General features: G+C 41.8%; 27 protein-coding genes and 1 pseudogene. 27 read left to right on the top strand and 1 reads right to left on the bottom strand.

The annotated features are described in order from the left end of the window. Positions 1–2: 2 nt before the first annotated feature. The 16 genes and pseudogenes from HF078_RS03340 to HF078_RS03265 all read left to right on the top strand — a co-directional run bounded on the left by HF078_RS03340 (position 3) and on the right by HF078_RS03265 (position 12,236). On the top strand, positions 3–1,436 hold the full coding sequence (locus HF078_RS03340) for an aldehyde dehydrogenase family protein (RefSeq protein WP_169289826.1): 1,434 nt from the start codon (positions 3–5) through the stop codon (positions 1,434–1,436). A gap of 125 nt (positions 1,437–1,561) precedes the next feature. Continuing rightward, positions 1,562–1,840: a BMC domain-containing protein gene (locus HF078_RS03335; protein ID WP_064099827.1), complete on the top strand. Its 279-nt coding sequence runs from the start codon at positions 1,562–1,564 to the stop codon at positions 1,838–1,840. A gap of 11 nt (positions 1,841–1,851) precedes the next feature. Then, complete coding sequence (gene tpiA / locus HF078_RS03330) at positions 1,852–2,691, top strand: triose-phosphate isomerase (protein WP_169289825.1); 840 nt, start codon at positions 1,852–1,854, stop codon at positions 2,689–2,691. A gap of 3 nt (positions 2,692–2,694) precedes the next feature. Continuing rightward, positions 2,695–3,150, top strand: a complete 456-nt coding sequence (locus tag HF078_RS03325) for an RpiB/LacA/LacB family sugar-phosphate isomerase (protein ID WP_010197694.1) — start codon at positions 2,695–2,697, stop codon at positions 3,148–3,150. A gap of 15 nt (positions 3,151–3,165) precedes the next feature. After that, positions 3,166–3,450, top strand: a complete 285-nt coding sequence (locus tag HF078_RS03320; RefSeq protein WP_148987094.1) for a EutN/CcmL family microcompartment protein — start codon at positions 3,166–3,168, stop codon at positions 3,448–3,450. Then, positions 3,451–3,726, top strand: coding sequence for an ethanolamine utilization microcompartment protein EutM (gene eutM / locus HF078_RS03315; RefSeq protein WP_088019922.1), 276 nt, complete (start codon positions 3,451–3,453; stop codon positions 3,724–3,726). Then, positions 3,723–3,986, top strand: coding sequence for a EutN/CcmL family microcompartment protein (locus HF078_RS03310; protein ID WP_169289824.1), 264 nt, complete (start codon positions 3,723–3,725; stop codon positions 3,984–3,986). Before eutM ends, HF078_RS03310 begins: the two co-directional genes overlap by 4 nt. A gap of 129 nt (positions 3,987–4,115) precedes the next feature. Further along, positions 4,116–4,820, top strand: coding sequence for a deoxyribose-phosphate aldolase (gene deoC / locus HF078_RS03305; protein WP_169289864.1), 705 nt, complete (start codon positions 4,116–4,118; stop codon positions 4,818–4,820). 304 nt (positions 4,821–5,124) lie between these two features. Next, on the top strand, positions 5,125–5,325 hold the full coding sequence (locus HF078_RS03300; RefSeq protein ID WP_168863025.1) for a helix-turn-helix domain-containing protein: 201 nt from the start codon (positions 5,125–5,127) through the stop codon (positions 5,323–5,325). A gap of 86 nt (positions 5,326–5,411) precedes the next feature. Then, entirely contained in the window at positions 5,412–6,347 is a 936-nt protein-coding gene (locus HF078_RS03295) for an AraC family transcriptional regulator (RefSeq protein WP_169289823.1), read from the top strand. A gap of 31 nt (positions 6,348–6,378) precedes the next feature. Further along, the gene (locus tag HF078_RS03290) at positions 6,379–6,771 is read left to right on the top strand and encodes a DUF1761 family protein (RefSeq protein WP_169289822.1); all 393 of its coding nucleotides are present in this window, start codon (positions 6,379–6,381) and stop codon (positions 6,769–6,771) included. A gap of 192 nt (positions 6,772–6,963) precedes the next feature. Further along, entirely contained in the window at positions 6,964–7,824 is an 861-nt protein-coding gene (locus HF078_RS03285; RefSeq protein ID WP_169289821.1) for a MurR/RpiR family transcriptional regulator, read from the top strand. Then, positions 7,817–8,842 carry a serine hydrolase domain-containing protein gene (locus HF078_RS03280; protein ID WP_169289820.1) on the top strand — a complete coding sequence of 342 codons (1,026 nt, stop codon included), beginning with the start codon at positions 7,817–7,819 and terminating at the stop codon, positions 8,840–8,842. Before HF078_RS03285 ends, HF078_RS03280 begins: the two co-directional genes overlap by 8 nt. Positions 8,843–8,872: 30 nt before the next feature. Next, positions 8,873–9,286 (top strand): ABC transporter substrate-binding protein, encoded by a 414-nt coding sequence (locus tag HF078_RS03275; RefSeq protein ID WP_346775307.1) that lies wholly within the window; start codon positions 8,873–8,875, stop codon positions 9,284–9,286. A 52-nt stretch (positions 9,287–9,338) separates the two neighbouring features. Beyond that, positions 9,339–9,854: pseudogene (locus tag HF078_RS03270) on the top strand (carbohydrate ABC transporter permease); the annotation flags it as partial. 339 nt (positions 9,855–10,193) lie between these two features. Further along, positions 10,194–12,236: a catalase gene (locus tag HF078_RS03265; protein ID WP_169289819.1), complete on the top strand. Its 2,043-nt coding sequence runs from the start codon at positions 10,194–10,196 to the stop codon at positions 12,234–12,236. Between the two features lie 52 nt (positions 12,237–12,288). On the opposite strand, the gene HF078_RS03260 is transcribed toward HF078_RS03265, so the two are convergent. Further along, a complete protein-coding gene (locus tag HF078_RS03260) occupies positions 12,289–12,603 on the bottom strand; it encodes a winged helix-turn-helix transcriptional regulator (RefSeq protein ID WP_169289818.1) in 315 nt (104 codons plus the stop codon). A gap of 117 nt (positions 12,604–12,720) precedes the next feature. On the opposite strand from HF078_RS03260, the gene HF078_RS03255 reads away from it, so the two are divergent. The 11 genes from HF078_RS03255 to HF078_RS03205 all read left to right on the top strand — a co-directional run bounded on the left by HF078_RS03255 (position 12,721) and on the right by HF078_RS03205 (position 21,439). Beyond that, complete coding sequence (locus HF078_RS03255) at positions 12,721–13,212, top strand: lactoylglutathione lyase family protein (RefSeq protein ID WP_169289817.1); 492 nt, start codon at positions 12,721–12,723, stop codon at positions 13,210–13,212. Positions 13,213–13,231: 19 nt separating this feature from the next. Next, positions 13,232–14,209, top strand: coding sequence for a zinc-binding dehydrogenase (locus HF078_RS03250; RefSeq protein WP_169289816.1), 978 nt, complete (start codon positions 13,232–13,234; stop codon positions 14,207–14,209). Positions 14,210–14,569: 360 nt separating this feature from the next. After that, the gene (locus HF078_RS03245) at positions 14,570–15,100 is read left to right on the top strand and encodes a DUF6773 family protein (protein ID WP_169289815.1); all 531 of its coding nucleotides are present in this window, start codon (positions 14,570–14,572) and stop codon (positions 15,098–15,100) included. Positions 15,101–15,105: 5 nt separating this feature from the next. After that, on the top strand, positions 15,106–15,300 hold the full coding sequence (locus HF078_RS03240) for a helix-turn-helix transcriptional regulator (RefSeq protein WP_168864771.1): 195 nt from the start codon (positions 15,106–15,108) through the stop codon (positions 15,298–15,300). Positions 15,301–15,380: 80 nt separating this feature from the next. Continuing rightward, positions 15,381–16,184, top strand: coding sequence for an alpha/beta fold hydrolase (locus tag HF078_RS03235; RefSeq protein WP_169289814.1), 804 nt, complete (start codon positions 15,381–15,383; stop codon positions 16,182–16,184). A gap of 110 nt (positions 16,185–16,294) precedes the next feature. Further along, the gene (locus HF078_RS03230) at positions 16,295–17,245 is read left to right on the top strand and encodes a heme-dependent oxidative N-demethylase family protein (protein ID WP_169289813.1); all 951 of its coding nucleotides are present in this window, start codon (positions 16,295–16,297) and stop codon (positions 17,243–17,245) included. Further along, positions 17,242–17,715 carry a hypothetical protein gene (locus HF078_RS03225; protein ID WP_169289812.1) on the top strand — a complete coding sequence of 158 codons (474 nt, stop codon included), beginning with the start codon at positions 17,242–17,244 and terminating at the stop codon, positions 17,713–17,715. The genes HF078_RS03230 and HF078_RS03225 overlap by 4 nt, the downstream gene beginning before the upstream one ends. Positions 17,716–17,735: 20 nt before the next feature. Next, complete coding sequence (locus HF078_RS21155) at positions 17,736–18,695, top strand: 2Fe-2S iron-sulfur cluster-binding protein (protein WP_169289811.1); 960 nt, start codon at positions 17,736–17,738, stop codon at positions 18,693–18,695. A gap of 338 nt (positions 18,696–19,033) precedes the next feature. After that, entirely contained in the window at positions 19,034–20,212 is a 1,179-nt protein-coding gene (locus HF078_RS03215) for a ParM/StbA family protein (RefSeq protein WP_169289810.1), read from the top strand. A gap of 13 nt (positions 20,213–20,225) precedes the next feature. Next, the gene (locus HF078_RS03210; protein ID WP_169289809.1) at positions 20,226–20,798 is read left to right on the top strand and encodes a hypothetical protein; all 573 of its coding nucleotides are present in this window, start codon (positions 20,226–20,228) and stop codon (positions 20,796–20,798) included. Positions 20,799–20,923: 125 nt separating this feature from the next. After that, positions 20,924–21,439, top strand: coding sequence for a CBO0543 family protein (locus HF078_RS03205; protein WP_169289808.1), 516 nt, complete (start codon positions 20,924–20,926; stop codon positions 21,437–21,439). Positions 21,440–21,460 lie beyond the last annotated feature (21 nt).

The following is a 21,460-nucleotide window of genomic DNA, read 5'->3' as shown; positions in this document are numbered from 1 at the left end:
CAATGCAGATAAAGGAAAGCGACATAAAGGAAATGGTTGCTCAAGTGCTTGCTCAGCTTGGTAATGAAAGCAAGCAGCCTTCATTTTCTAAGGAACAGGGAAACAGCGAAGTTCCCCTTGGGAATGGCGTGTTTCAAACCGTCGATCAAGCGGCAGAAGCTGCAACAGAAGCATGGGACAAACTGAGAGCAACGTCACTTGAAACAAGAAAGAACATGATCGAAAAGATGCGGGAAGTAAGCCGAGAGCACGCAAAAGCGCTGGCAGAACTTGCAGTGAACGAAACAGGGCTGGGGCGTGTGGAAGATAAGGTGGCGAAGAATCTTTTGGCTGCCAATAAGACGCCAGGGGTGGAAGACATTGTAGCAACTACCTACTCAGGAGACGGGGGTCTGACCCTTGTCGAATATTCACCGGTTGGCGTATATGGCGCCATCACGCCATCCACCAACCCTGCAGCAACCATCATCAATAACTCTATTTCTCTAGTAGCGGCAGGAAACGCAGTGGTTTTCAACCCGCACCCAAGTGCCAAGCAAGTATCGATTAAAACGATGCAGCTTTTGAACGAGGCGATTGTGGCAGCCGGAGGGCCAGCCAACACACTCACTTCTGTTGCTAGTCCAAACATTGACACGTCCAACGAAGTGATGAAGCATCCGAAAGTAAAGGCTCTTGTCGTAACTGGCGGTGGCATCGTAGTACAGGCTGCAATGAGTGCCGGGAAAAAAGTAATCGCAGCAGGCCCTGGGAACCCACCGGTCGTCGTGGATGAAACAGCAATTATCTCCAAGGCTGCAAAAGACATCGTAACGGGCGCAAGTTTTGATAACAATGTCCTTTGTACTGCTGAAAAAGAAGTGTTTGTTGTCGAAAAAGTAGCCAACACCTTAAAAAGTGAGATGACCAAAAATGGTGCCATCGAACTGAAAGGCTACCAGCTCGACAAGCTTCTGGGTAAAATTTTAGTAAAAAAAGGCGAGAAATACTATCCGAACCGCGATTTTATCGGAAAGAACGCATCCGTTTTACTCGAAGCGGCAGGTATCAGGGCTGACGCAAATGTAAAGCTCATCATTGCCGAAACAAAGGAAGATCACCCGTTGGTACACACGGAAATGTTAATGCCGATTCTACCGATTGTCAGAGTGACAGATGTAGATAAAGCTATTAGCCTGGCGGTCAAAGCTGAAAAAGGCAATCGCCATACTGCTATCATGCATTCTCAGAATGTTACCAATTTGACCAAGATGGCAAAAGAAATTCAAGCGACTATCTTTGTGAAAAACGGTCCATCTGTTGCAGGACTTGGCTACCAAAGTGAAGGGTTTACCACCCTTACCATTGCTGGTCCGACGGGAGAGGGGCTGACTTCAGCCAAAACCTTCACCCGCCAAAGACGATGTGTGCTGGTAGATGGCTTCAGAATTATTTAGGAGGGGGATGAACAATGGCAGAACTGAATGAACTACCTCAAGAGGGACAGCCTGTGGAACCACCTAAAAATAAGAAAAAGCAATCAAAATCCAAAACTATTAAACAACCATTAGGAGGAATTCAAATGAGTCAAGAAGCATTAGGAATGATCGAAACAAAAGGTCTTATCGGGGCAATCGAAGCAGCAGACGCGATGGTAAAGGCTGCAAATGTAACACTTGTAGGAAAAGAATTCGTAGGCGGCGGCCTTGTAACTGTAATGGTTCGCGGGGATGTAGGTGCGGTTAAAGCAGCAACAGAAGCGGGAGCAGATGCTGCAGGAAGAGTTGGAAACCTGGTATCAGTACACGTAATCCCACGTCCAAACTCCGAAGTAAACGGAATTTTACCGGCAGCGAAATAAGGTAGAGTAGGATGGATCATTCCATAAAAACCTATATTAGACAACTTGTCCAAGAGGCAGTAAAACAATCCGCGAGTTCACTTAGCAACTTGCCATCTAGTACCGGCAGGAAGCAATATGTCATCGCCAATTGGAAAATGAACAAGAACATTCAAGAAACACTGGAGTTTTTACAACAGCTTAAAGCAGGAAAAGGAGTGGAAGTGGTGGTTTGTCCACCTGCCCCACTCCTGTATCCGGCCAAGCTTTACGTACAAGGACAAAATAAAGAGATACAAATTGGTGCCCAAAATGTTCACCAAGAAGATAAAGGTGCATACACAGGCGAATCGGCAGCAAGCCTGTTAAAAGATGTAGGCTGCTCCTATTGCATCATCGGACACTCCGAAAGAAGGCAATATGCACAAGAAGATGATGCAACTGTGAACCAAAAAGCAAAACAAGCCTTAAAAAGGGGTCTGACCCCTATCATCTGTATTGGGGAAACTTTAGAACATAAACAACAGAACCAGACAGAAAAGGTGCTGACCAGACAAATACTCGGCGCCATGGATGGAATCAATGTGTCGCAGGTGATATTTGCCTATGAGCCAGTTTGGGCGATTGGGACTGGGGAATCCGCTTCAGCGGAGGAAGCACAGCGAATCCACGGATTTATCCGCTCTGTGCTTGAATACTTAGATACACAGAACGCAGAGAAAGTCAGCATTTTATATGGTGGATCTGTAAATGAAAATAATGCACAAGAGTTTACGGCAATGAACGATATTGATGGAGTTCTTGTAGGTGGGGCCAGCTTGCAGGTAGAATCTTTTCAGAAAATAATTGCTGTATTTGCCAAAGGAGCGTAAAAAATGAAAAAAGTTGCAATAGGAAGCGACCATGGTGGATACGAGTTGAAAGAAGCGTTAAAAGGCTATTTGACGGAACTGGGGTATGAGTACCTTGATTTTGGCTGCAAAGCGAAAGAATCGGTGGATTATCCGGACATCGCATTCTTAGTTGGCGAGTGTGTCGCGACCAATCCGGATTATGTCGGCATCATGATTGACGGAGTTGGCGTTGGGAGCGGCATGGTTTTAAACAAGATACCAGGTGTCCGAGGAGCGGTCTGCTGGGACTTGTCCTCTGTCATAAACAGCCGTGAACACAATAATGCCAACGTCTTATCCATCGGTGGCCAGTTCATCGGGGAAGGCCTTGCCAAGCAATTGGTGAAAAAGTGGCTGGAAACTGATTTCGCAGGCGGTCGCCACGATCGTCGCGTCACAAAAGTAATGGAAATAGAAAGTCGTTTTATCAAACGCTGAAAGCAGGGTTAAAACATGTTCGTAGCAAAAGTGATTGGCAATATGATCTGTACCCATAAAGACGAGAACTTAAGAGGGTTGAAGCTGTTAATCGTCCAACCAGTGGATGATCAGCTGCAGGATAAAGGTAAACCACTTGTTGCTATTGACACAATCGGTCAATCAGGAGAAGGAGACCTTGTTTATCTTGCTAAAAGCAGGGAATCCTCTCTGCCATTAAACAAAGATCTCGTCGCATCAGACGCAGGAATACTTGGAATCATTGACTATTACAACGTAAAACGAATGGAGGAAATATAAATGAGCAACGCATTAGGAATGATTGAAACAAAAGGTCTAGTAGGTGCAATTGAAGCAGCAGACGCGATGATGAAGGCTGCAAACGTATCTTTAGTAGGAAAAGTTCAAGTTGGTGGCGGATTGATCACTGTTATGGTACGAGGTGATGTAGGAGCTGTTAAAGCGGCAACAGAAGCAGGAGCAGATGCAGCTCAACGTGTAGGTGAATTTCTATCTGTGCATGTGATTCCGAGACCACATTCCGATATCGAAAAAATCCTTCCTACTACTCTATGAAACTAGCAAAAGTCGTTGGAAATGTCGTTTCGACGATTAAAACACCAAGTCATCAAAATAAAAAGCTCATGGTCGTTATCCCTGTTGATGCTGCGGGTAAGGAGTGCGGCGACGCAATGATTGCCTTTGACCGCTTTCATGCAGGAGTCGGCGACTATGTGCTGATACTAGAAGAAGGTGGAGCGGCAAGGGATATATTAGAAGATCCCAAAGGTTCTTTTGATGCCGTCATTGCCGGGATTGTCGACCGATTAATATAATGCGAGGTGAACACAATGCAAATGGAAGCATTGGTGGAACAAATTACGAATCAAATCATGGAACAACTGACAAATAAACAACAGCTGGCAGAAGGAAAACCTGCTACTTCCAATACAACTTCAACGAATATGAATACATTTACAAATGCATCGTCCAATCTAATTACAGGACCTTCTATCGCAAGAATGATCGACCATACGCTGCTAAAGCCGGAAAGTACGAAAGAGCAGGTCGTTAAACTTTGTGAAGAAGCGAAAGAATACAATTTTGCAACAGTATGTGTAAATCCTTACTGGGTTTCCACAGCTGCTCAAGAATTGAAGGGTTCTAATGTAGGTATTACAACGGTAGTCGGCTTCCCGTTAGGTGCTACCAACAGTTTTGTGAAAGTTTCCGAGACACGCGATGCCATCGCAAGTGGCGCAACGGAAATTGACATGGTTATGAACATAGGTGCCCTTAAATCAGGTGACTTTGAAACAGTAAAAAAAGACATAGAAGCAGTAGTGCTTGCTGCTAAGGGTCATGCACCAGTTAAGGTCATCATCGAAACGGGTCTTTTGGAAACAGAAGAGAAGAAGAAAGCTTGTATTCTAGCAAAAATGGCTGGAGCAGATTTCGTCAAAACTTCCACAGGATTCGGACCAGGCTGTGCAACAGCTGAGGACATCAAGCTTATGCGCGAAGCAGTCGGACCTGACATGGGCGTTAAAGCCTCTGCATGCGTACGTGACTTGGATACGGCACGGAAGCTGGTTCAAGCAGGTGCAACTAGAATCGGTGCTAGCTCCGGAATCGCCATCGTAACAGGCGGAAAAGGGACTGGATACTAAACTTAAATAAGGTAACAGGATGCTTGGGTGTCATATCATAAGCATCCTGTTGTTTTATAGTTAATGAGGTAACCTAGCTAGTGATTGGAGCAAAAGGCGAAGACTCCTGAGGGAGATAGCGGTAGCTTGAGACCCCGCAGCGCAGCGAGGAGGCTCAAGCACCGCCCCTAGGAAAGCGAAGCAATTTGCGGAAATCAACAGCGGTGTAAATGAAGATAACTTTAATATTGAAAAATTCAAACTATTATAATATAATTATATGCAAGCGCTTTCAATCAATAAGTAGTTCCAGAGGGGGATTAGGGTGAAACATATTGGAAATCAACTAAAGAATGCAAGAACAAGACAAGACATAGAAATTGATCAACTTGCCATGCTAACAGGACTGCCGGCAGACACCATCGCTGCAATAGAAGCTGGAACCCTGGATGTGCAGGTATCGACCTTACATAAACTCTCTGAAGTGTTACGATGCTCTTTCGCTGTAGGAGATATGTCCATATAATTTATTCATGAAAGGAACCGGATGTTTATTCGGTTCCTTTCATTTGGTTATAATATATGTAAGCAGATCTTACTAAGGAGAATAAAATGCATACTTCAGAACAAGAGAAACTGATAAATCAAATGGTAGAATACATAGAAAATAATCTAGAAAGCTCCCTGAGCCTTGAAGAGCTTGCATCCATCTCTACTTACTCTCCCTTTCACTTTCAACGACTTTTTAAAGGTCATGTTGGGGAAACTCCTGCTAACTATGTAAAGCGACTTAGAATGGAAAAAGCTGCGCATCTTTTAATATATGAACATAGCATACCTATTACACAAATTGCGTTCATGTGTGGCTTTACTTCTCTTTCTTACTTCACAACTTCCTTTCATACATTTTTTCAATGCAGTCCCACTAAATGGAGAGAAGGTGCTTATTTAGAGAGATTCCCAAGAGAATATGCTGATAATAGCAAGAAATCTAAACAGCTTCGCAACATGGAGCAAGAACAGCATATCAACAAGGGATATAATAAGTTCCAGTGGCTCGATCTTGAAAAAGTAAAGATTATGGAGTTTCCATCCTGTATAACTGTAAAAAGACAAAATGTCGGCCCTTACACACAAGGGATACCCGATGTTTGGGAGAGGGTGTACCATTGGGCAAAGGCTCGAGATATCATGACGGACAACACGTTCATGTTTGGAGTGCCTAAAAATAATCCATATATAACTCCAGCGAAAATGAGCAGATATGATTGTCATCTAGCTGTAGAAGGTTTGATGGATGATACCCTAGTGACCTATCAGTTTAAAGGGGGAAAGCATGTAGTCTATGAGTTCGATGAACCTGTAGATTATATGGAAAGGAATAGGCTGATAGAGTGCTACTCAGAGCTATACAGCTTTTGGCTTCCTAAAAGCGGATATAAATACTTAGATAACCCTATGGAACTTATATCCATGAAACCTAAAAAAGGCAGCTTGGAAGTGGATGTTAGAGTGAAGGCCATCTCATTAGCCATTGAGCCGAAATAAAAGTAAAAGCGAAAAAAGGAGAATAGATAAAATGATGGATTGGTCCGAATTAAATGTTGTTGCAATACTTATAGGTGCTCTTTTGTATGCATTTTATGGAGGAATCTATTACACAATCATGCTTGGAAAAAAGAAAGACCCGCAATTCAAACAGACGGAAGGCCCGCTAAAATATGTTGTGTCTATAATAATTGCATTTGCCAGCTCTATTATAGTAGCATCACTCGTGCAGGCAGCTGGAGCAGAAGGTATCCTGAGCGGTCTGATCGTAGGATTATTAATAGGAATAATAATTACTCTAGTCTATTTAAAAAATACATTGTTTGGGCTGATAACTAAAAAAGCATTCTATATTGCTGTTGGAGATCATCTCATCATATTCACATTGCTAGGTATGGTTCATGGAGTCCTAAATGGCATGTAAGGTTAAATAAGCACTATGCGGATACATTTCCGGTGTAGTGCTTTTTTATTTTGTGTTGCCGATCTTTCTCCTGCAAAAAGCAATCATAGACCAAAAGTCCTGTGAAATAAAACTACAAAATAGTAATTGATTTACGAAACTTTATTTAATAAAATGAAAAGTAAGAAATATCTGAAAATAGAGGAATCCTATATGAAAAGAGAACTGATTTTTATCCAAGAAAGTTTGCATACATTCAAACCATCAGAACGAAAAGTAGCAGAGTTCATTTTGGAAAAGCCTGCAGATGTTGTAAACATATCCATCCAGAAGCTTGCTGAGAGTACCCAGGTCAGTGAAGCGACCATTATCCGACTATCCCGTTCGCTCCAATGTAAGGGGTTTAAAGAACTAAAATTAAAAATTGCCTATGATTTGGCAAAGGCAAAAGCAGAGAAAAAGTTGGAGGGTTATGAGGATATTCCAAGAGATGACTCAGTATCTTCAATGATTCACTCTGTTTCTCAAAACAATATTCAGGCAATCCATAACACGGTCGGTGTGTTGGATGAAGCAGAGTTAGAGAGGGCCATTGAGTTAATTTCAAGAGCAAGAATCGTTGCCGTTTATGGAATCGGAGCATCTGGTCTCATTGCCATGGATTTTAAACAGAAGCTAACCCGCATTAACAGATGGTGTGAAGCGGCCTATGACAAAGATACCCAAGTGACTATTGCTGCCAACCTATCTGAAGCGGATGTAGCATTTGGAATATCTTATAGCGGTCATACGGAGGATATCATCGAATCGCTGAAGGTAGCAAAAGAAAACGGGGCATCTGTGATTACTTTGACAAGGTCAGGAGAGAATCCAACTTCGGCCATTGCAGATGTGAAGTTGAACACGACAAGCCTGGAGAGAAATGTACGAAGTGGTGCAACGAGCTCCAGAATTGCCCAGCTGAATGTCATCGATATACTGTTTTTCGGCGTAATGAAGCTGGATCAAGACCGGAATATCAAAGCGTTGGATAAAACGCGCAAAGCAGTGGAGGCGTCCAAGCGGCATGTATAAAAATTATATTGATAGTTTGATAGAAAACAAGGAGCTTCCAGGAGCGGTCCTTTATGCGACCATAAAGATGCAACCTCTCTGTACCAAAGCAGTCGGTAGTTTTATTGGGAGAGATGCTCACAATTATCCTGTAACAGAGGATACTATATTTGATGTTGCCTCCCTGACAAAAGTGGTGGCAACTCTACCTGCATGTCTATTGTTGTGGAGTAAAGGAGAGTTACACCTTGAAAAACAAGTGCAACATTATCTGCCTGAATTCAAACATGAAAATGTGAAGGTGGAGGACCTGCTGACCCACCGATCCGGGTTGCCGCCAGACCTTCCGTACGTGGCTAGGGATGGACAAAGGGATGTGATGGATTTAATTTATCAGACCAAGATTCAGCAAGAGCCGGGAATATCTGTTGTTTATAGTGATCTGGGGATGATTTTATTAGGAAAAATCATGGAGAAAATTGCTGCTCAGCCACTTGATCTCTTTACGAAGGAACACATTTTTACACCATGGGGATTACATAACACAGGCTACAAACTTCCACCAAGTATGAAAGCGTTTACTGCCTCAACAGAGAAATTTGGAACTCGCTATATACAAGGAGAAGTTCATGATGAAAAAGCTTTGCACCTGGGAGGAGTGAGCGGAAGTGCCGGGTTATTTTCCACTGGGAAGGATATCTCTAGGTTCGCTAAGCACTTTTTATATCCAGAGGAACAGAATGTTATACCACCAGATTTAATGCGTATGGCAACTCGCCATAAGCAAAATAACCGGGGACTTGGGTTTGAAGTTTGGAACGGAGAAGGGGATCCGTTATCATGCGGGCCAAACTGGCCAATAGGTTCATTTGGCCATACAGGGTTCACGGGAACCAGTGTCTGGATTGATCCACAAGAAGAACTAATCGTTGTATTCCTGACCAATGCCGTTCATTACGGCAGGTCGACGAATATAAGAACCATCCGAAAAACATTACACTCGATGATTTACTCCTCCGTACAAGGGGAGACTTCATAACTATTCTTTTAAAAACAAGGGGGATTCACGGTGAAGGGTATAAGGAAAATTTGGTTACTAAGTATTATGGCACTAATGCTAGTTGTGTCATCAGCATGTTCCAACGAATCTGGAGGAACAAACAGCGACGGAGACAGCGTCACATTAACCATCGGAAGCTGGAGAACAGAGGACTCAGCCAACTACCAAAAAGTAATTGAAGCATTCAACAAAAAACACCCAGAAATTAAAGTGGAATTCAAACCTTCCAAAAATACGGAGTATAACACCATCTTAAACACTTCCCTGCAAGCTGGAGAGGGTCCGGACATCATTCACCTGCGTCCTTATGCACCAGGTCGTGAATTGGCGAAAGCGGGCTATGTGGAGCCTATTGATGGGTTAAACGGTTTAGATACGTTCCCGGATGAAACCCTGCAGGCATCCAGAGTTTGCGTGAGATGAATCCAGACTTAGAACTTGGTTTCTTCCCAATGCCATCAGCAGTTGGAGGAGTTTCTTATTCTTCTTTTTCCTGATGGGGATGATGATTCCAATTAAACTTGGCATTGTGCCATTATTTATTTTAATGAAAGACCTTGGCCTGCTGAATTCGCTTTGGTCCCTTATTTTTATGTATACAGCAGGGGGAATCCCGTTATCCATTCTCATCCTGACAGGTTTCTTCCGGACGATGCCGGTGGAGTTGGAGGAAGCGGCCAGAATGGATGGTGCAAGCGATCTTAGAATCTTATGGAGTGTGCTAATCCCTTTGATACGACCTGCACTAGGAACTGTCATGATCATCAATTTTATCTCTTCTTGGAATGATTTTTTCTTCCCCTTAATTTTTATCACCGATGAAATGAAAAAAACGCTTCCTGTTGGTATGTTGTCACTGTTTGGGGAGTATTCCGCAGATTGGGGGACGCTGTTTGCCGGTTTGACCTTATCCTCCCTTCCAATGATTATCTTATTCTTTGTCGCATCTAAACAATTTATGGATGGCCTGACAGCCGGTGCTGTGAAATAACGGGGTGAAATGTATTAAAAGTATGGAAATAGTTGATTGGCATGCATTCCTGGGCGGGGGTGTATGCTTTTTTTGATTAGTTTTGCACAGCTGGTTTTTATAAGCAAAATTTTAAAGTTTATTGTCCAACTATTGAATTTATTATCCACTTTTCCTCATATAAATGCCATTCGACAAGAACTAACAAAAAACGACGACCCATACAGCATCCATTACCCGACCTTTGCTTATCCATTTTCCTAACTTTTACTTTCATACCGTTTGCACCACTATTTAACTGGGTACGTTAAAAAGGTATGTCCTTTATACATAATCTAATTTAAGGAGTGGAGCGGCGAAGTGAGTAAAAAAGTAAACGAGCAAAGCAAACATGACCAATTAGATCAGTATCGTGTAGTCGATGAAGGGAAGACAATGACGACCAATCAAGGAGTCAAGGTCTCAGAGGATGAGTTCTCTTTAAAAGCAGGCGAACGCGGCCCTACCTTAATGGAGGACTTCCATTTCAGAGAAAAGATGACCCACTTTGACCATGAGCGCATACCAGAGAGGATTGTCCATGCAAGGGGATTTGCAGCCCACGGCGAGTTTGAATTATATGAATCAATGGAAAAATATACAAAAGCGAAATTCTTGCAAGATACTTCAGTCAAAACGCCTGTATTTGTGCGCTTTTCAACGGTTGCCGGGTCACGGGGTTCGGCCGAAACGGTCCGTGATGCACGTGGCTTTGCAACAAAATTCTATACAGAAGAGGGGAACTACGATCTTGTTGGAAACAATATTCCGGTATTTTTCATACAGGATGCGATAAAGTTCCCTGATTTAGTACATGCCCTAAAACCTGAACCGCATAATGAGATGCCGCAAGCCGCTTCTGCTCATGATACGTTCTGGGATTTTATCGCAAATAACCAAGAGTCTGCACATATGGTCATGTGGGCAATGTCAGACCGAGCTATTCCGAGAAGTCTCCGGATGATGGAGGGTTTTGGCGTTCACACATTCCGTTTTGTTAATGCAGAAGGAAAAGCTCACTTTGTTAAATTCCACTGGAAACCAGTGCTCGGAACCCATTCTCTTGTTTGGGACGAAGCGCAGAAAATAAACGGGAAAGATCCTGACTTTCATCGCCGAGATCTTTGGGAGTCTATAGAAAATGGAGATTATCCGGAGTATGAGTTTGGTGTACAGTTACTTGCTGAAGAAGACGAGTTCAAGTTTGACTTTGATATTCTTGATCCGACAAAACTTTGGCCGGAAGAAGATGTGCCTGTAAAGATTATTGGAAAATTAACATTGAATCGTAATGTTGACAATGTGTTTGCCGAAACGGAACAGGCGGCATTCCACCCGGGCCATGTCGTACCCGGCATTGATTTTTCCAATGATCCCTTATTGCAAGGGCGTTTGTTCTCCTACACGGATACCCAGCTTATTCGATTAGGCGGTCCTAATTTTCACGAACTCCCTATCAATAGGCCGGTATGCCCGTTCCATAACAATCAACGTGATGGGTACGGCCGCCAAACGATCAATAAGGGACCGGTAAGCTATCATAAAAACTCTTTAGCTTCCAATACCCCAAGACCTGCAAGTGAAGTGGAAGGCGGGTATGTCCATTATCAAGAAAAGGTTGAAGGTAGAAAAGTGAGAACGAGAAGTGACAGCTTCAAGGACCATTTTTCTCAAGCGACTTTATTTTGGAATAGCATGACAAAACCTGAAAAAGACCATATTAAACAAGCATTCAGCTTTGAGCTTGGAAAAGTAAAGAGTGAAGACGTGAGGCAACAGGTAGTGGACATGTTTGCCAATGTGAACTTGGAACTTGCTGTGGCAGTGGCGGAAGCTGTTGGTGCTACTAAGCCGAGTGGGTCAGGGTCTTCTGTTACAAAATCTTCGCCTGCACTTAGTCAGGAAAAAACGGTGAAAAAGCCTGCCACACGTAAAGTGGGGGTTATCATTTCTAATGACTTCCAAGGTAAGGAAGTAGCGTCCGTTCTTGAATCTTTGAAGGCGGAGGGCATGCAGCCGGAACTCATCAGTGCCAAGCTAGGCCCTGTGACTGGTAGTGGCGGCGTTGAGTTAGAGGTGGACCATACATTCCTGACATGTGATTCGGTCTTGTTTGATGCCCTTTACGTGGTTGGTGGCAAAGAGGTCGATAAAAAGTTTGACCGAGAGACCACCTATTTTGTGGAGGAAGCTTATGATCATTTTAAACCGATCGGCGCTACCCAAGATGGTAAGCAGTGGCTGGAGAAACTAGAGATTTCTGGGGCTCCTGGTGTGGTGTTCGCTGATGAAGCGGACCAGTTCGTGTCTGGCTTTGTCGATGCAGTTTCGGCACATCGTCATTGGGATAGGGAAGAAATTTAGGATAGCATTAAACAGGAAAAAAGCAGCCCGAATACGACAATTTGGGCTGCTTTTACCGTTCTTCTCCACATTCCCCAGTCCCCCATTTACACAACGACTTCATGGTCGGCTGAAGAGTGAGTGCTTCTTCTGTCAGTTCATATTCCACATGCAACACTTTCCCAGGGAATTCGGTTCTTTTGACCATACCTAATTGCTCAAGTTCACGAAGTTGATCGGTTAATACTTTCCGGTTAATTTCTGGAATTTCTCTTTCCAGCTCAGAAAAGCGTTTAGGACCATTTTCAAGGGCACAATATACTTGCGGTCGCCATTTGCCACCGATTACAGTTAGCGCACGGTTGACGGGGAATTTTGTTGGTTCCACATAATTCAGTCCTTTCTATTTCAAGGTCAGTTACCTAAAAGTGCGTACTTTTTTATTTCTGCATTATATTTTACCCTATCATTATAAGCAAATTATATTATTTGAGGAGGAAGAACAATGAGATATCCAAGAACTTTTTCACATATAGGATTATCCGTTCCAAACTTGGAACAGGCAGTTAAGTTTTATACAGAAGTGATGGGTTGGTACGTCATTATGGAACCAGCTGAAGTAGTGGAGGACGACTCTGCCATTGGTGTGATGTGTACTGATGTCTTTGGAAAAGGATGGGGCAAGTTCCGCATTGCGCATCTAGCGACTGGAGACAAAATTGGAATAGAACTATTTGAATTTCCGCAAAATGAAAAGCCGGAAAACAACTTCGAATACTGGAAGACAGGTATATTCCATTACTGCGTTCAAGACCCTGATGTAGAAGGACTTGTAGAGAAAATTGTTGAGCATGGTGGCAAACAGCGTATGCCGATCCGTGAGTACTACCCTGGAGAAAAACCATATCGCATGGTTTACTGTGAAGATCCATTCGGAAATTTGGTAGAAATCTACTCACATTCATACGAGCTTACTTACTCAGAAGGTGCTTATTAATCTAGGAGGGGAAAACGAAATGAAAGCATGGTTATTAAAAGAACCAGGCAGTCTTGATCATATGGAATGGGGAGAGATTGCAGACCCAAAAGAAGGAAACGGAGAACTGTTAGTTAGAGTTAAAGCAGTGGCATTGAATCCTGTTGATTATAAAGTAGCTACAAACGGCAACCCGGCTTGGAGCTATCCTCATATTGTCGGTGTGGACCTTGCAGGTGAAGTGGTTTCAGTAGGCGATGGAGTGACAGGCTTTGTAGCGGGCGACCGCGTTGCCATTCACACAAACCTTGGAAAAAAGGGTGCGTTTGCTGAATTGGCAGTGGTGGATCCACGAGCAGCTGGACGTATTCCTGATGAAGTTGTTTTTGAAGATGCTGCAGCCATTTTATGTGCTGGAATGACAGCATATGAAGCAGTCATTCAAAAATTGAATGCTACCCACAAGAAGAACATTCTTATTCATGCAGGTGCCGGTGGAGTTGGAGGTTTCGCCATTCAACTAGCGAAAATGCAGGGGCTGAAAGTGTTCACAACTGCTTCTAAATCCAATCACGACTGGGTGAAGAATCTTGGTGCGGATGTTGCTATCGATTACAAAGAGGAAAATGTGACTGAGCGCATTATGGAAGAAACAAACGGACGAGGAGCAGATTTGATCCTAAATACAGTTGGCCGCGATGTGGCAACAGAAGATTTAGAACGTCTCGCATTCTCAGGCCATCTGGCGTACATTGCAGGCGGTCCAGACCTTTCTGGTGTAAAACCATTCTCCTTGTCTCCATCGATCCATGAGGTGGCTCTGGGAGCTGCACACGCAAGCGGAGAAGATCGAGCAGTCAGCAACCTAGGCTTCATGGCAGAAGAGCTCATGAGCATGGTTAAAGATGGACGGTTGGAGTCTCTTGTAACGAAGGTTCTTCCGAGAGAAAAGTTAGTCGAAGGGCTGAAAGAGCTGCAAGGACGGCATGTAAGAGGGAAGATAATTGTGAAGATGTAGGTTGCTTTAATTTGAACGAAAAGTCGGGATGTTGATCTCGGCTTTTTTTGCGAGATTTGTCGGATATTTGGAATCGCCCGATTACTCCTGAAAATCGCCCGTATTTTGAAATTATCGCCCCATTGCTGTCCAGAATCGCCCGTAAATTTCTATTATCGCCCGTAATTCCGAATTATCGCCCGATAACCGCTCAAAATCGCCCGATAAGTTTTTACCATTGTATCGATCATTTGATTGCAATTGGGCCGACGACTTCTTTAATAAAATATATTTGTCTAAATGACATATATATGTTGCATAAAGTAATATAAAATGTATAATAATAAGTATAATCCAAATTTTGCAAAGAGGTGAAGGGGAATGAGTTTATTTGGCGGATCAACAAAGGTGGAAGATGAGCGGATTGTAACTGCTCAGAACAAGATTTATCGTGAAATCTATTTTCTTGTGATGGCAGTTTGTCTAATTTCCATTGGATTTAAGTTTTTCCAGTACGGTTTCGGTTCCGGTGTAAATTCAATTTTTACAGAGTTAGCAATACTTGTCCTGCAAGGTGTCTATTACACGGCAAGGGGGGCAAGCATGGGTGTGTTGTCAGATGAGGTAGAAATGCATGATCGGAAAAGTAAGGTGCCCATGAAGTGGAAGACTCTTTTTTGGGGTGGAGCATCTGGTGTCATCATTGCAATTTTCTTCGGCTTAAACAGCGCTTTTAATTATGCGGACACGACTGCACAGGCATACTCCTACTTTTTCATGGTGTTCTTTGTTTCTTTAATGATATATATACCTTTTTTAGTATTGTTATCAGGAAGTACGTTCCTTGCTGCGATGAATCGTAGCAAAAAGGCGGCCGAAAAAGAATTAAATGAAGATGAAATAAAGCGGTGATAAACATGAAAAACTTAAAAATGAAAATGGCGAGAGTGGAAAAAGACTTGTCTCAAGACGAACTTGCCAAGATTGTAGGGGTGTCCAGGCAAACAATCGGCCTAATTGAACTCGGCAAATACAATCCAAGCCTCAGCCTCTGTCTTTCCATATGCAAAGCATTATCTAAAACGTTAGATCAATTATTTTGGGAAGAGTGAAAAAAACGATATATCAAATGGCGATAATTCCCCCACTATGAAAATATACTTTTGTATAACATCTTATTGGGGGGATTTTTTTGCCTAAAATTGAAGTAGAACCTGGTGTAGAGCTCTATTATGACGACCAAGGAGAGGGGACACCGGTAATTTTTATTCATGGGGTGTGGATGAGCAGGAAGTTCTTTCATAATCAGCTACCTTATTTCAGTCAAAAACACCGTGCCATCACCATCGATCTGAGGGGGCATGGTGACTCTGCACAAGTCACGGAAGGTCACACCATTTCCACGTATGCAAAAGATTTGCAGGCATTCATCACTAAGCTCGATCTGAAGGATGTTGTGCTGGTTGGCTGGTCGATGGGGGCGTTTGTTATCTGGGAATACCTACATCAATTCGGGGAGGCGAACGTAAGTGGAACGGTCATTGTAGATGAACTTGCTTCTGACTTCAAGTGGCCTGATTTTCCCATCGGTGCCTTTGACCTGCCAACCTTGACCCACTTCATGAGAGAGGTACAAGATAACAGAGAAGGCTTTCTTAAGGGCTTTATTCCGCTCATGTTCAAAGAGGATGTTGAGCCTGAAGAGATGGCCTGGATGCTTGAGGAGACAATGAAACCTACGTCAGGGGTGGCAAGCGCCATTTTATTTGACCAATCGGTGGTGGATTATCGCTCTACTTTCCCCGCCTTAACCAAACCAACATTGCTGTGCTTTGGAAAAGCGGAGAAGCTGATACCAGTTGCAGCCGGGGAACACTTGAAGAAATCAATAGCTAATAGTGAACTGATTCTGTTTGATGAAAGCTGCCACTGCCCCTTCCTTGAAGAAAAGGAATTGTTTAATAAAGAAGTATCCAATTTTATTAATTCCCTCTAAAAAGTGCCTGGCCATAGTTGAAAATAACTGGCCAGGCACTTCATCTTGAAGAACCAGGTCTTTTTCCTTAGAATAAAAGTATAAAATATTCTGAAAAAGAGGCGAGAGATATGAAACTGACCGAAGAATTAAAGAGGTTTCCCTATCCGTTCAAAGGTGACTCTTATCGTTACTCCAATAATTCGACCCTCCTCACTCCTCCCAGTAGTATAGAGATTACAGGGGGCTATCTAAAGGACATACACCTAAAAAGGTCCCTATTATCAGAACACCATTCTCGTTGTTTTCAAACATTTCCTCATACAAATAAGGCGCAGTGGGAAGTGTTGGAGCTTGTCATGAAAGACCTGGTTAGCTATTATCCAGAAAATTTTTCCCTTAAAAAAGAGCGACAAAAGCACATCTTTATCAACCACCTTACTCAAGAAAAGTATGAATTCAATCTGGGAGATAACTCCACTTTATCTGACGAGCCTTTAGATTTTATTGGGAGACATGTGCAAGAAGACCTTATCCTTATGATGCAGCGAGATGGAGATCTTTACCTGGATGCCGGACAACTATGTTTTCCTGCTAATTGGTCATTAGCTTTTAACCATGGCATGAGCTTTAAAAATATTCACTTTCCAATTCCGGGATTTAAGGAAGAAGGGTTGGATGAGAGAATTTTGCAATTTCTGCTAAGGCTAGAAGCCGGAAATCCATGGGGAAGGAAAAATTGGTCCCTTATGGCCGGGAACAGAATGGACACTTCCTTAGAAACCTTTGATGTATGGGGAAAGGATAGAAAAAATGTAACGGTTGAAAATGCAGGCGAGTTCGTGCATTTACGGGTAGAGGTGCAAAAGCTTTTTCGTTTACCGCGTTCTAATGGCATCCTGTTTACCATACATACACATCTGTTACCTCTAGAGAAACTGATAGAAATTCCTGAGTGGCGAAGACAATTCTATCAAATTTTAGTAGAGCTACCGTCTCATATTGCAGAATATAAAGGGATTTCATTATATAAGGATAAGGTTTTGGCATATATCGAAAAGAAAGGGGAGGGTGTTCTGTGAACGATATAAAGAACGAACCAATCTTCCAACCAGGAAAAAGGCACTATGTTTTATGTGGAGATGAAGAAGGCTTAAATAGCTTGAATCCCATTAAGCAAATCCTTAAAAGCGACCAGATGTCTTTTGAAGAAATACAACTGAAATTAGAGTGTTTTTCTGAGGTGGACAAAAAGCTTGATATGCAGAAGATAGGGACTTTTCTTTATGTTGCATCAGTAGGTAAAAAGCTAAGAAAAGTCATATGTATAGCTGAAAAACTCGGATATTCCTTTGAAGAGGCTCAATACATTATCGTAGGAGAGGAAAGAAAGAGGATTTTTTGTTGTAGGTGCCACTTCATTTCAACAGCTACCCATACATTGAATTTAGATGAACATGTGAACTGTACTGCTTGCAACTTACAGTTGGAATTATCTGATCATTATTCGCCAGTTAAAGAAGCTTATTTAGGCTATGTGGCACAAAATTAAAAGTGAGGGGGCGATTTGTGGTGATCCCAGATCATAGGTTAGAGGTAAAGATAACAGAAATTACAAATGAAACTGCTACCATTAAGCGGTTTACTTTTGAGGATCTAGACAACAAGGTATTAGCGGCATTTAGCCCAGGTTCCCACATCATTTTGTATATGAAAGGAAGGGGAGGGGAGATGGAACGAAGATATTCGTTAATTGGTAATCCAGATAGCACGGATAACTATCAAATTGCGGTCAAACTCCATGAAAAATCATCTGGAGGGTCAACTTACTTACATAATAAAGCTCAAATAGGAGATATCTTACAAATTAGTTTCCCAAAAAACTATTTTCCTCTTAGTTTTAGAGCCCGCCACCATGTTTTAATTGCTGCTGGCATTGGTATTACGCCTTTTTTATCTATGATGATTGAATTAAAAGAACTGGGTGCTTCCTTTGAACTTCATTATTCTACAAGAACAAAAGAAGACTGTGCATTCTATTTCTATTTACTAAAAGAATACCCACAGCAAACACATTTTTACTTCACTAAACACGAAAATCGAATAGATACTAACATTCTAGTAGATCAGTATATTGGCACCCATCTGTATTTATGTGGTCCAGAAGGGTTTACTTCCTCTTTTTTAAGTGTTGCTACATCCATTGGCTATCCTTCTGCAAGCATTCATTACGAATATTTTTCACCACCTAACGTACATAAGCCTCGTCCTTTCATACTAGAGCTCACAAATGGCCGCTTTTTGTCTGTTCCTGACGAAAAGTCCACGTTGGAAGTTTTATTGGAAGCAGGTTACCCTGTTCCTTATTCTTGCAAAGTCGGTCGTTGTGGCACTTGTGAACTTTCCATCTTGAAAGGGGAGGCCGAACATCACGATACCTTTTTATCTACAAATCAAAAAGAATCCCAAATTAGTTTTTTACCATGTGTATCCAGAAGTATAACGGAAATTCTAAAGATCAATTATAGTTAAAATAGAAGTCTGGGAATGGAATATAGTAGAAGTATACAAGTTATGTATACAAGTTTACAAAGTGTAAACGAAAGTAGACAAATAAGTAAACATGTATACAAACACGTACACATGTTGATATAAGAGGATGTGTACAATAAAAGAATACAAGTATACGATAATGTATACTTGTAAACGTTTGTGCACATTATCGTATACATTTTTTACACTTTCATTACTTTTCTCCAGAATGATTGAATAGTAGAGAAACTTTCTGTACGCTTAACTTATAACTACTAGATTTATTTTCTTCTATAGGAAACAAATATTGTAATGAGGAAAAGAAAGGAAGATGAACAATGACTTATTCGAGAATTGCAGCAGTTGACGTAGGTAATGATTCTATTAAAGCTATATTTGGAAAATTGGATTCAGAATTAAACATTCCAAATGTTATTGCTAGAGATATTGAAGATCGCCCAGTAATTGGGATTGAAGAGTTAGACAGCAAGGATCCACTAGATGGTATCCATGTACGCGTTCACTCCCCTGCCCTGATGGACAATAACGCTATTTATCGAATTGGAAATCTCGCAACAAAAAGCAACAATGCGACAGAACTAGATCCAGGGAGCAGCAAGTCCGAAGAAGACCAAACATTAGTTATGCTATTTGCTACTTTAGCTTTGGATGCTGTAAGTGCGCAAAATGAAAAAACATTCCCTCGTAATAAGAATGTAGTAGATGCAAACTACACATTAGGAACAGGACTTCCACTAAGAGAAGTGAAAGAAGGCAAGGATGCGGGTTACCGTTCCAAATTGCTAGGTTCTGTTCATCAGGTGGAATTCTTAATTACACCTAAATACCAAGGTATCAAAGTTAATATTAAATTTGATGAAATCAAGGTTTATCCAGAGGGCTTTGCAGCATACATTAACCTTGTATTAGATAACAACGGCAACATAATTAATAAAGACTTGATCGACAAGCGCATCCTTATCCAAGATATCGGCGGTCTTTCCACGGATATAGCTGTTATCAAGAACCGAAATGTCGATGATGATAAAGCACAAGGCTTCAACCTTGGAGTATCTGAAGCACTTGAGCAAATCCGTGAAGAAATCCGTTCCAAGCATGGCATTGAGCTTGATAGCAGAAGAGATGTGGTGGAAATCATTACGAAAAAGAATGACCGCAACCACATCATGGTACGCGGAAGCAGAACGAGTGTGCATGATATCACGGACCGCATTTTATTAGACTTAGCTAAAAAACAATACCGTCTGTTGAGAAATATTTGGCAGAAAAACTCCCAGACAGAGATCTGCTATTTTGTCGGCGGTGGTTCCACAGTGTTGAAAGAATACTTGAAAACACTAAACAACAATTTAGATGGCTACAACATCGATTTCTTTGAAGATGAAAAGGAAAGCATCTGGATGATGGCAAATGCCTACTACAAACTGATTGCTGACTATGTAAAGAAAACAGGTAAAGAGAAAGAGTCAAAAGAACAAAAACCTGTGAAAGCGTAAATAAGGTGATTGGATGAAGAATACCAGTTCGAGTCAGGGAATTCAGAGGGGACAAGCAATTTCTTTCCGTATCCCCTCTGATACGCCAGACCATCTAATAAAGCATTTGCAGCGTCTTAAAGAGACGGAAAGAAGGAATTTTTCTAGTAAAATAGCGGAATTTGTTCTCCAAGGTGTGACAAGTTCACATGCTCGGGAAAAAGAGACAATCTCTATCCCACTTCCAAAATCTTTATCTAAAACACAAAGGGATTGGTTGAAGCATCAACATTCGGAAGCATTGCTCGGCAATATCGTCTATCAATTGCTTTCAGATCCTGTTCGGGCAACAAGTATTCTGGCTGCGATGAACAGCAATTCCACTGATATTGACCAAGCCTTGTACCTTCAGGAGGAAAAGCCGTACAAATCTGCTGAAGAAACCGATGAAAAGGTCAATCCTCACGTGTTAAAGGATGACGACTTAGACACTTTCGATTGGGATGCAGCTCTCCAAGAGCAGGCGTCAACGGAAGAAGAAGAAGAGTTGGATGTGGAAGATGTGGATAAGCTATTGGGAGATTTTCTTTCACATATGAATAAGTGATTGACCAGTAAGGCCGCTATGAAATTAGCGGCCTTTTTATCTATGCATTTTACAGATAAAAGAATAGATTCCAACTGAAATGACCATAACTAATAAAAGAGAACTAAAGACGGGAGTAGGAGTCTATGTATTTATTATTGGTCATTGTCGTTTGGATTTTGTTTGCGTACCGGTTCATTGATTGGGCAAATTGGAGGAAGCATTATCCTACTGTATTGTTTTTTATTGTCATTAATATGACGCATAATATGATCTATTTTAATCATACGTTATGGGCATTTCGGGGTGTAACGCTAGACTGGTTGAACCACACGTTCATCAATTTGGCCTTTACATTTTTCATCGTGCCGGTAGGCCTTATTATCTTCTTGCAGCGTTTTCCTAGGCAAAAACGCAATCAGTTCACTTATTTAGCAGCATGGGTAGCCTTTTATACTGCTTTAGAGTGGTTGTTTTCCTTAAGAGGTATGTATGTATATGATAATGGTTGGAATAACGGGTACAACATTATACTAAACTTGGTTTTATTTCTTATCTTAAGAATGCATGACAAAAATCCTGTCAAAGCATTATTAGTTTCGATTGTATTGGGGATACTATTTGTGTTCATGTTCCCAGTTCCTTTGGAAAGTCTTAAGTAATAAGAGGTGTTTAATTCGTGA

Origin of the sequence: Bacillus sp. RO2 (genome assembly GCF_012911845.1) — a bacterium.
Lineage (GTDB): Bacteria > Bacillota > Bacilli > Bacillales > Bacillaceae_I > Sutcliffiella_A.
This window is presented reverse-complemented; position numbering and strand designations above follow the sequence as displayed.

Excerpts from the sequence above, each read along its gene's own strand:
- HF078_RS03340 (WP_169289826.1), top strand. The coding sequence starts at position 3 with ATGCAGATAAAGGAAAGCGACATAAAGGAAATGGTTGCTCAAGTGCTT.
- HF078_RS03335 (WP_064099827.1), top strand. The coding sequence starts at position 1,562 with ATGAGTCAAGAAGCATTAGGAATGATCGAAACAAAAGGTCTTATCGGG.
- tpiA (WP_169289825.1), top strand. The coding sequence starts at position 1,852 with ATGGATCATTCCATAAAAACCTATATTAGACAACTTGTCCAAGAGGCA.
- HF078_RS03325 (WP_010197694.1), top strand. The coding sequence starts at position 2,695 with ATGAAAAAAGTTGCAATAGGAAGCGACCATGGTGGATACGAGTTGAAA.
- HF078_RS03320 (WP_148987094.1), top strand. The coding sequence starts at position 3,166 with ATGTTCGTAGCAAAAGTGATTGGCAATATGATCTGTACCCATAAAGAC.
- eutM (WP_088019922.1), top strand. The coding sequence starts at position 3,451 with ATGAGCAACGCATTAGGAATGATTGAAACAAAAGGTCTAGTAGGTGCA.
- HF078_RS03310 (WP_169289824.1), top strand. The coding sequence starts at position 3,723 with ATGAAACTAGCAAAAGTCGTTGGAAATGTCGTTTCGACGATTAAAACA.
- deoC (WP_169289864.1), top strand. The coding sequence starts at position 4,116 with ATGAATACATTTACAAATGCATCGTCCAATCTAATTACAGGACCTTCT.
- HF078_RS03295 (WP_169289823.1), top strand. The coding sequence starts at position 5,412 with ATGCATACTTCAGAACAAGAGAAACTGATAAATCAAATGGTAGAATAC.
- HF078_RS03290 (WP_169289822.1), top strand. The coding sequence starts at position 6,379 with ATGATGGATTGGTCCGAATTAAATGTTGTTGCAATACTTATAGGTGCT.
- HF078_RS03285 (WP_169289821.1), top strand. The coding sequence starts at position 6,964 with ATGAAAAGAGAACTGATTTTTATCCAAGAAAGTTTGCATACATTCAAA.
- HF078_RS03280 (WP_169289820.1), top strand. The coding sequence starts at position 7,817 with ATGTATAAAAATTATATTGATAGTTTGATAGAAAACAAGGAGCTTCCA.
- HF078_RS03255 (WP_169289817.1), top strand. The coding sequence starts at position 12,721 with ATGAGATATCCAAGAACTTTTTCACATATAGGATTATCCGTTCCAAAC.
- HF078_RS03250 (WP_169289816.1), top strand. The coding sequence starts at position 13,232 with ATGAAAGCATGGTTATTAAAAGAACCAGGCAGTCTTGATCATATGGAA.
- HF078_RS03245 (WP_169289815.1), top strand. The coding sequence starts at position 14,570 with ATGAGTTTATTTGGCGGATCAACAAAGGTGGAAGATGAGCGGATTGTA.
- HF078_RS03240 (WP_168864771.1), top strand. The coding sequence starts at position 15,106 with ATGAAAAACTTAAAAATGAAAATGGCGAGAGTGGAAAAAGACTTGTCT.
- HF078_RS03230 (WP_169289813.1), top strand. The coding sequence starts at position 16,295 with ATGAAACTGACCGAAGAATTAAAGAGGTTTCCCTATCCGTTCAAAGGT.
- HF078_RS03215 (WP_169289810.1), top strand. The coding sequence starts at position 19,034 with ATGACTTATTCGAGAATTGCAGCAGTTGACGTAGGTAATGATTCTATT.
- HF078_RS03210 (WP_169289809.1), top strand. The coding sequence starts at position 20,226 with ATGAAGAATACCAGTTCGAGTCAGGGAATTCAGAGGGGACAAGCAATT.
- HF078_RS03205 (WP_169289808.1), top strand. The coding sequence starts at position 20,924 with ATGTATTTATTATTGGTCATTGTCGTTTGGATTTTGTTTGCGTACCGG.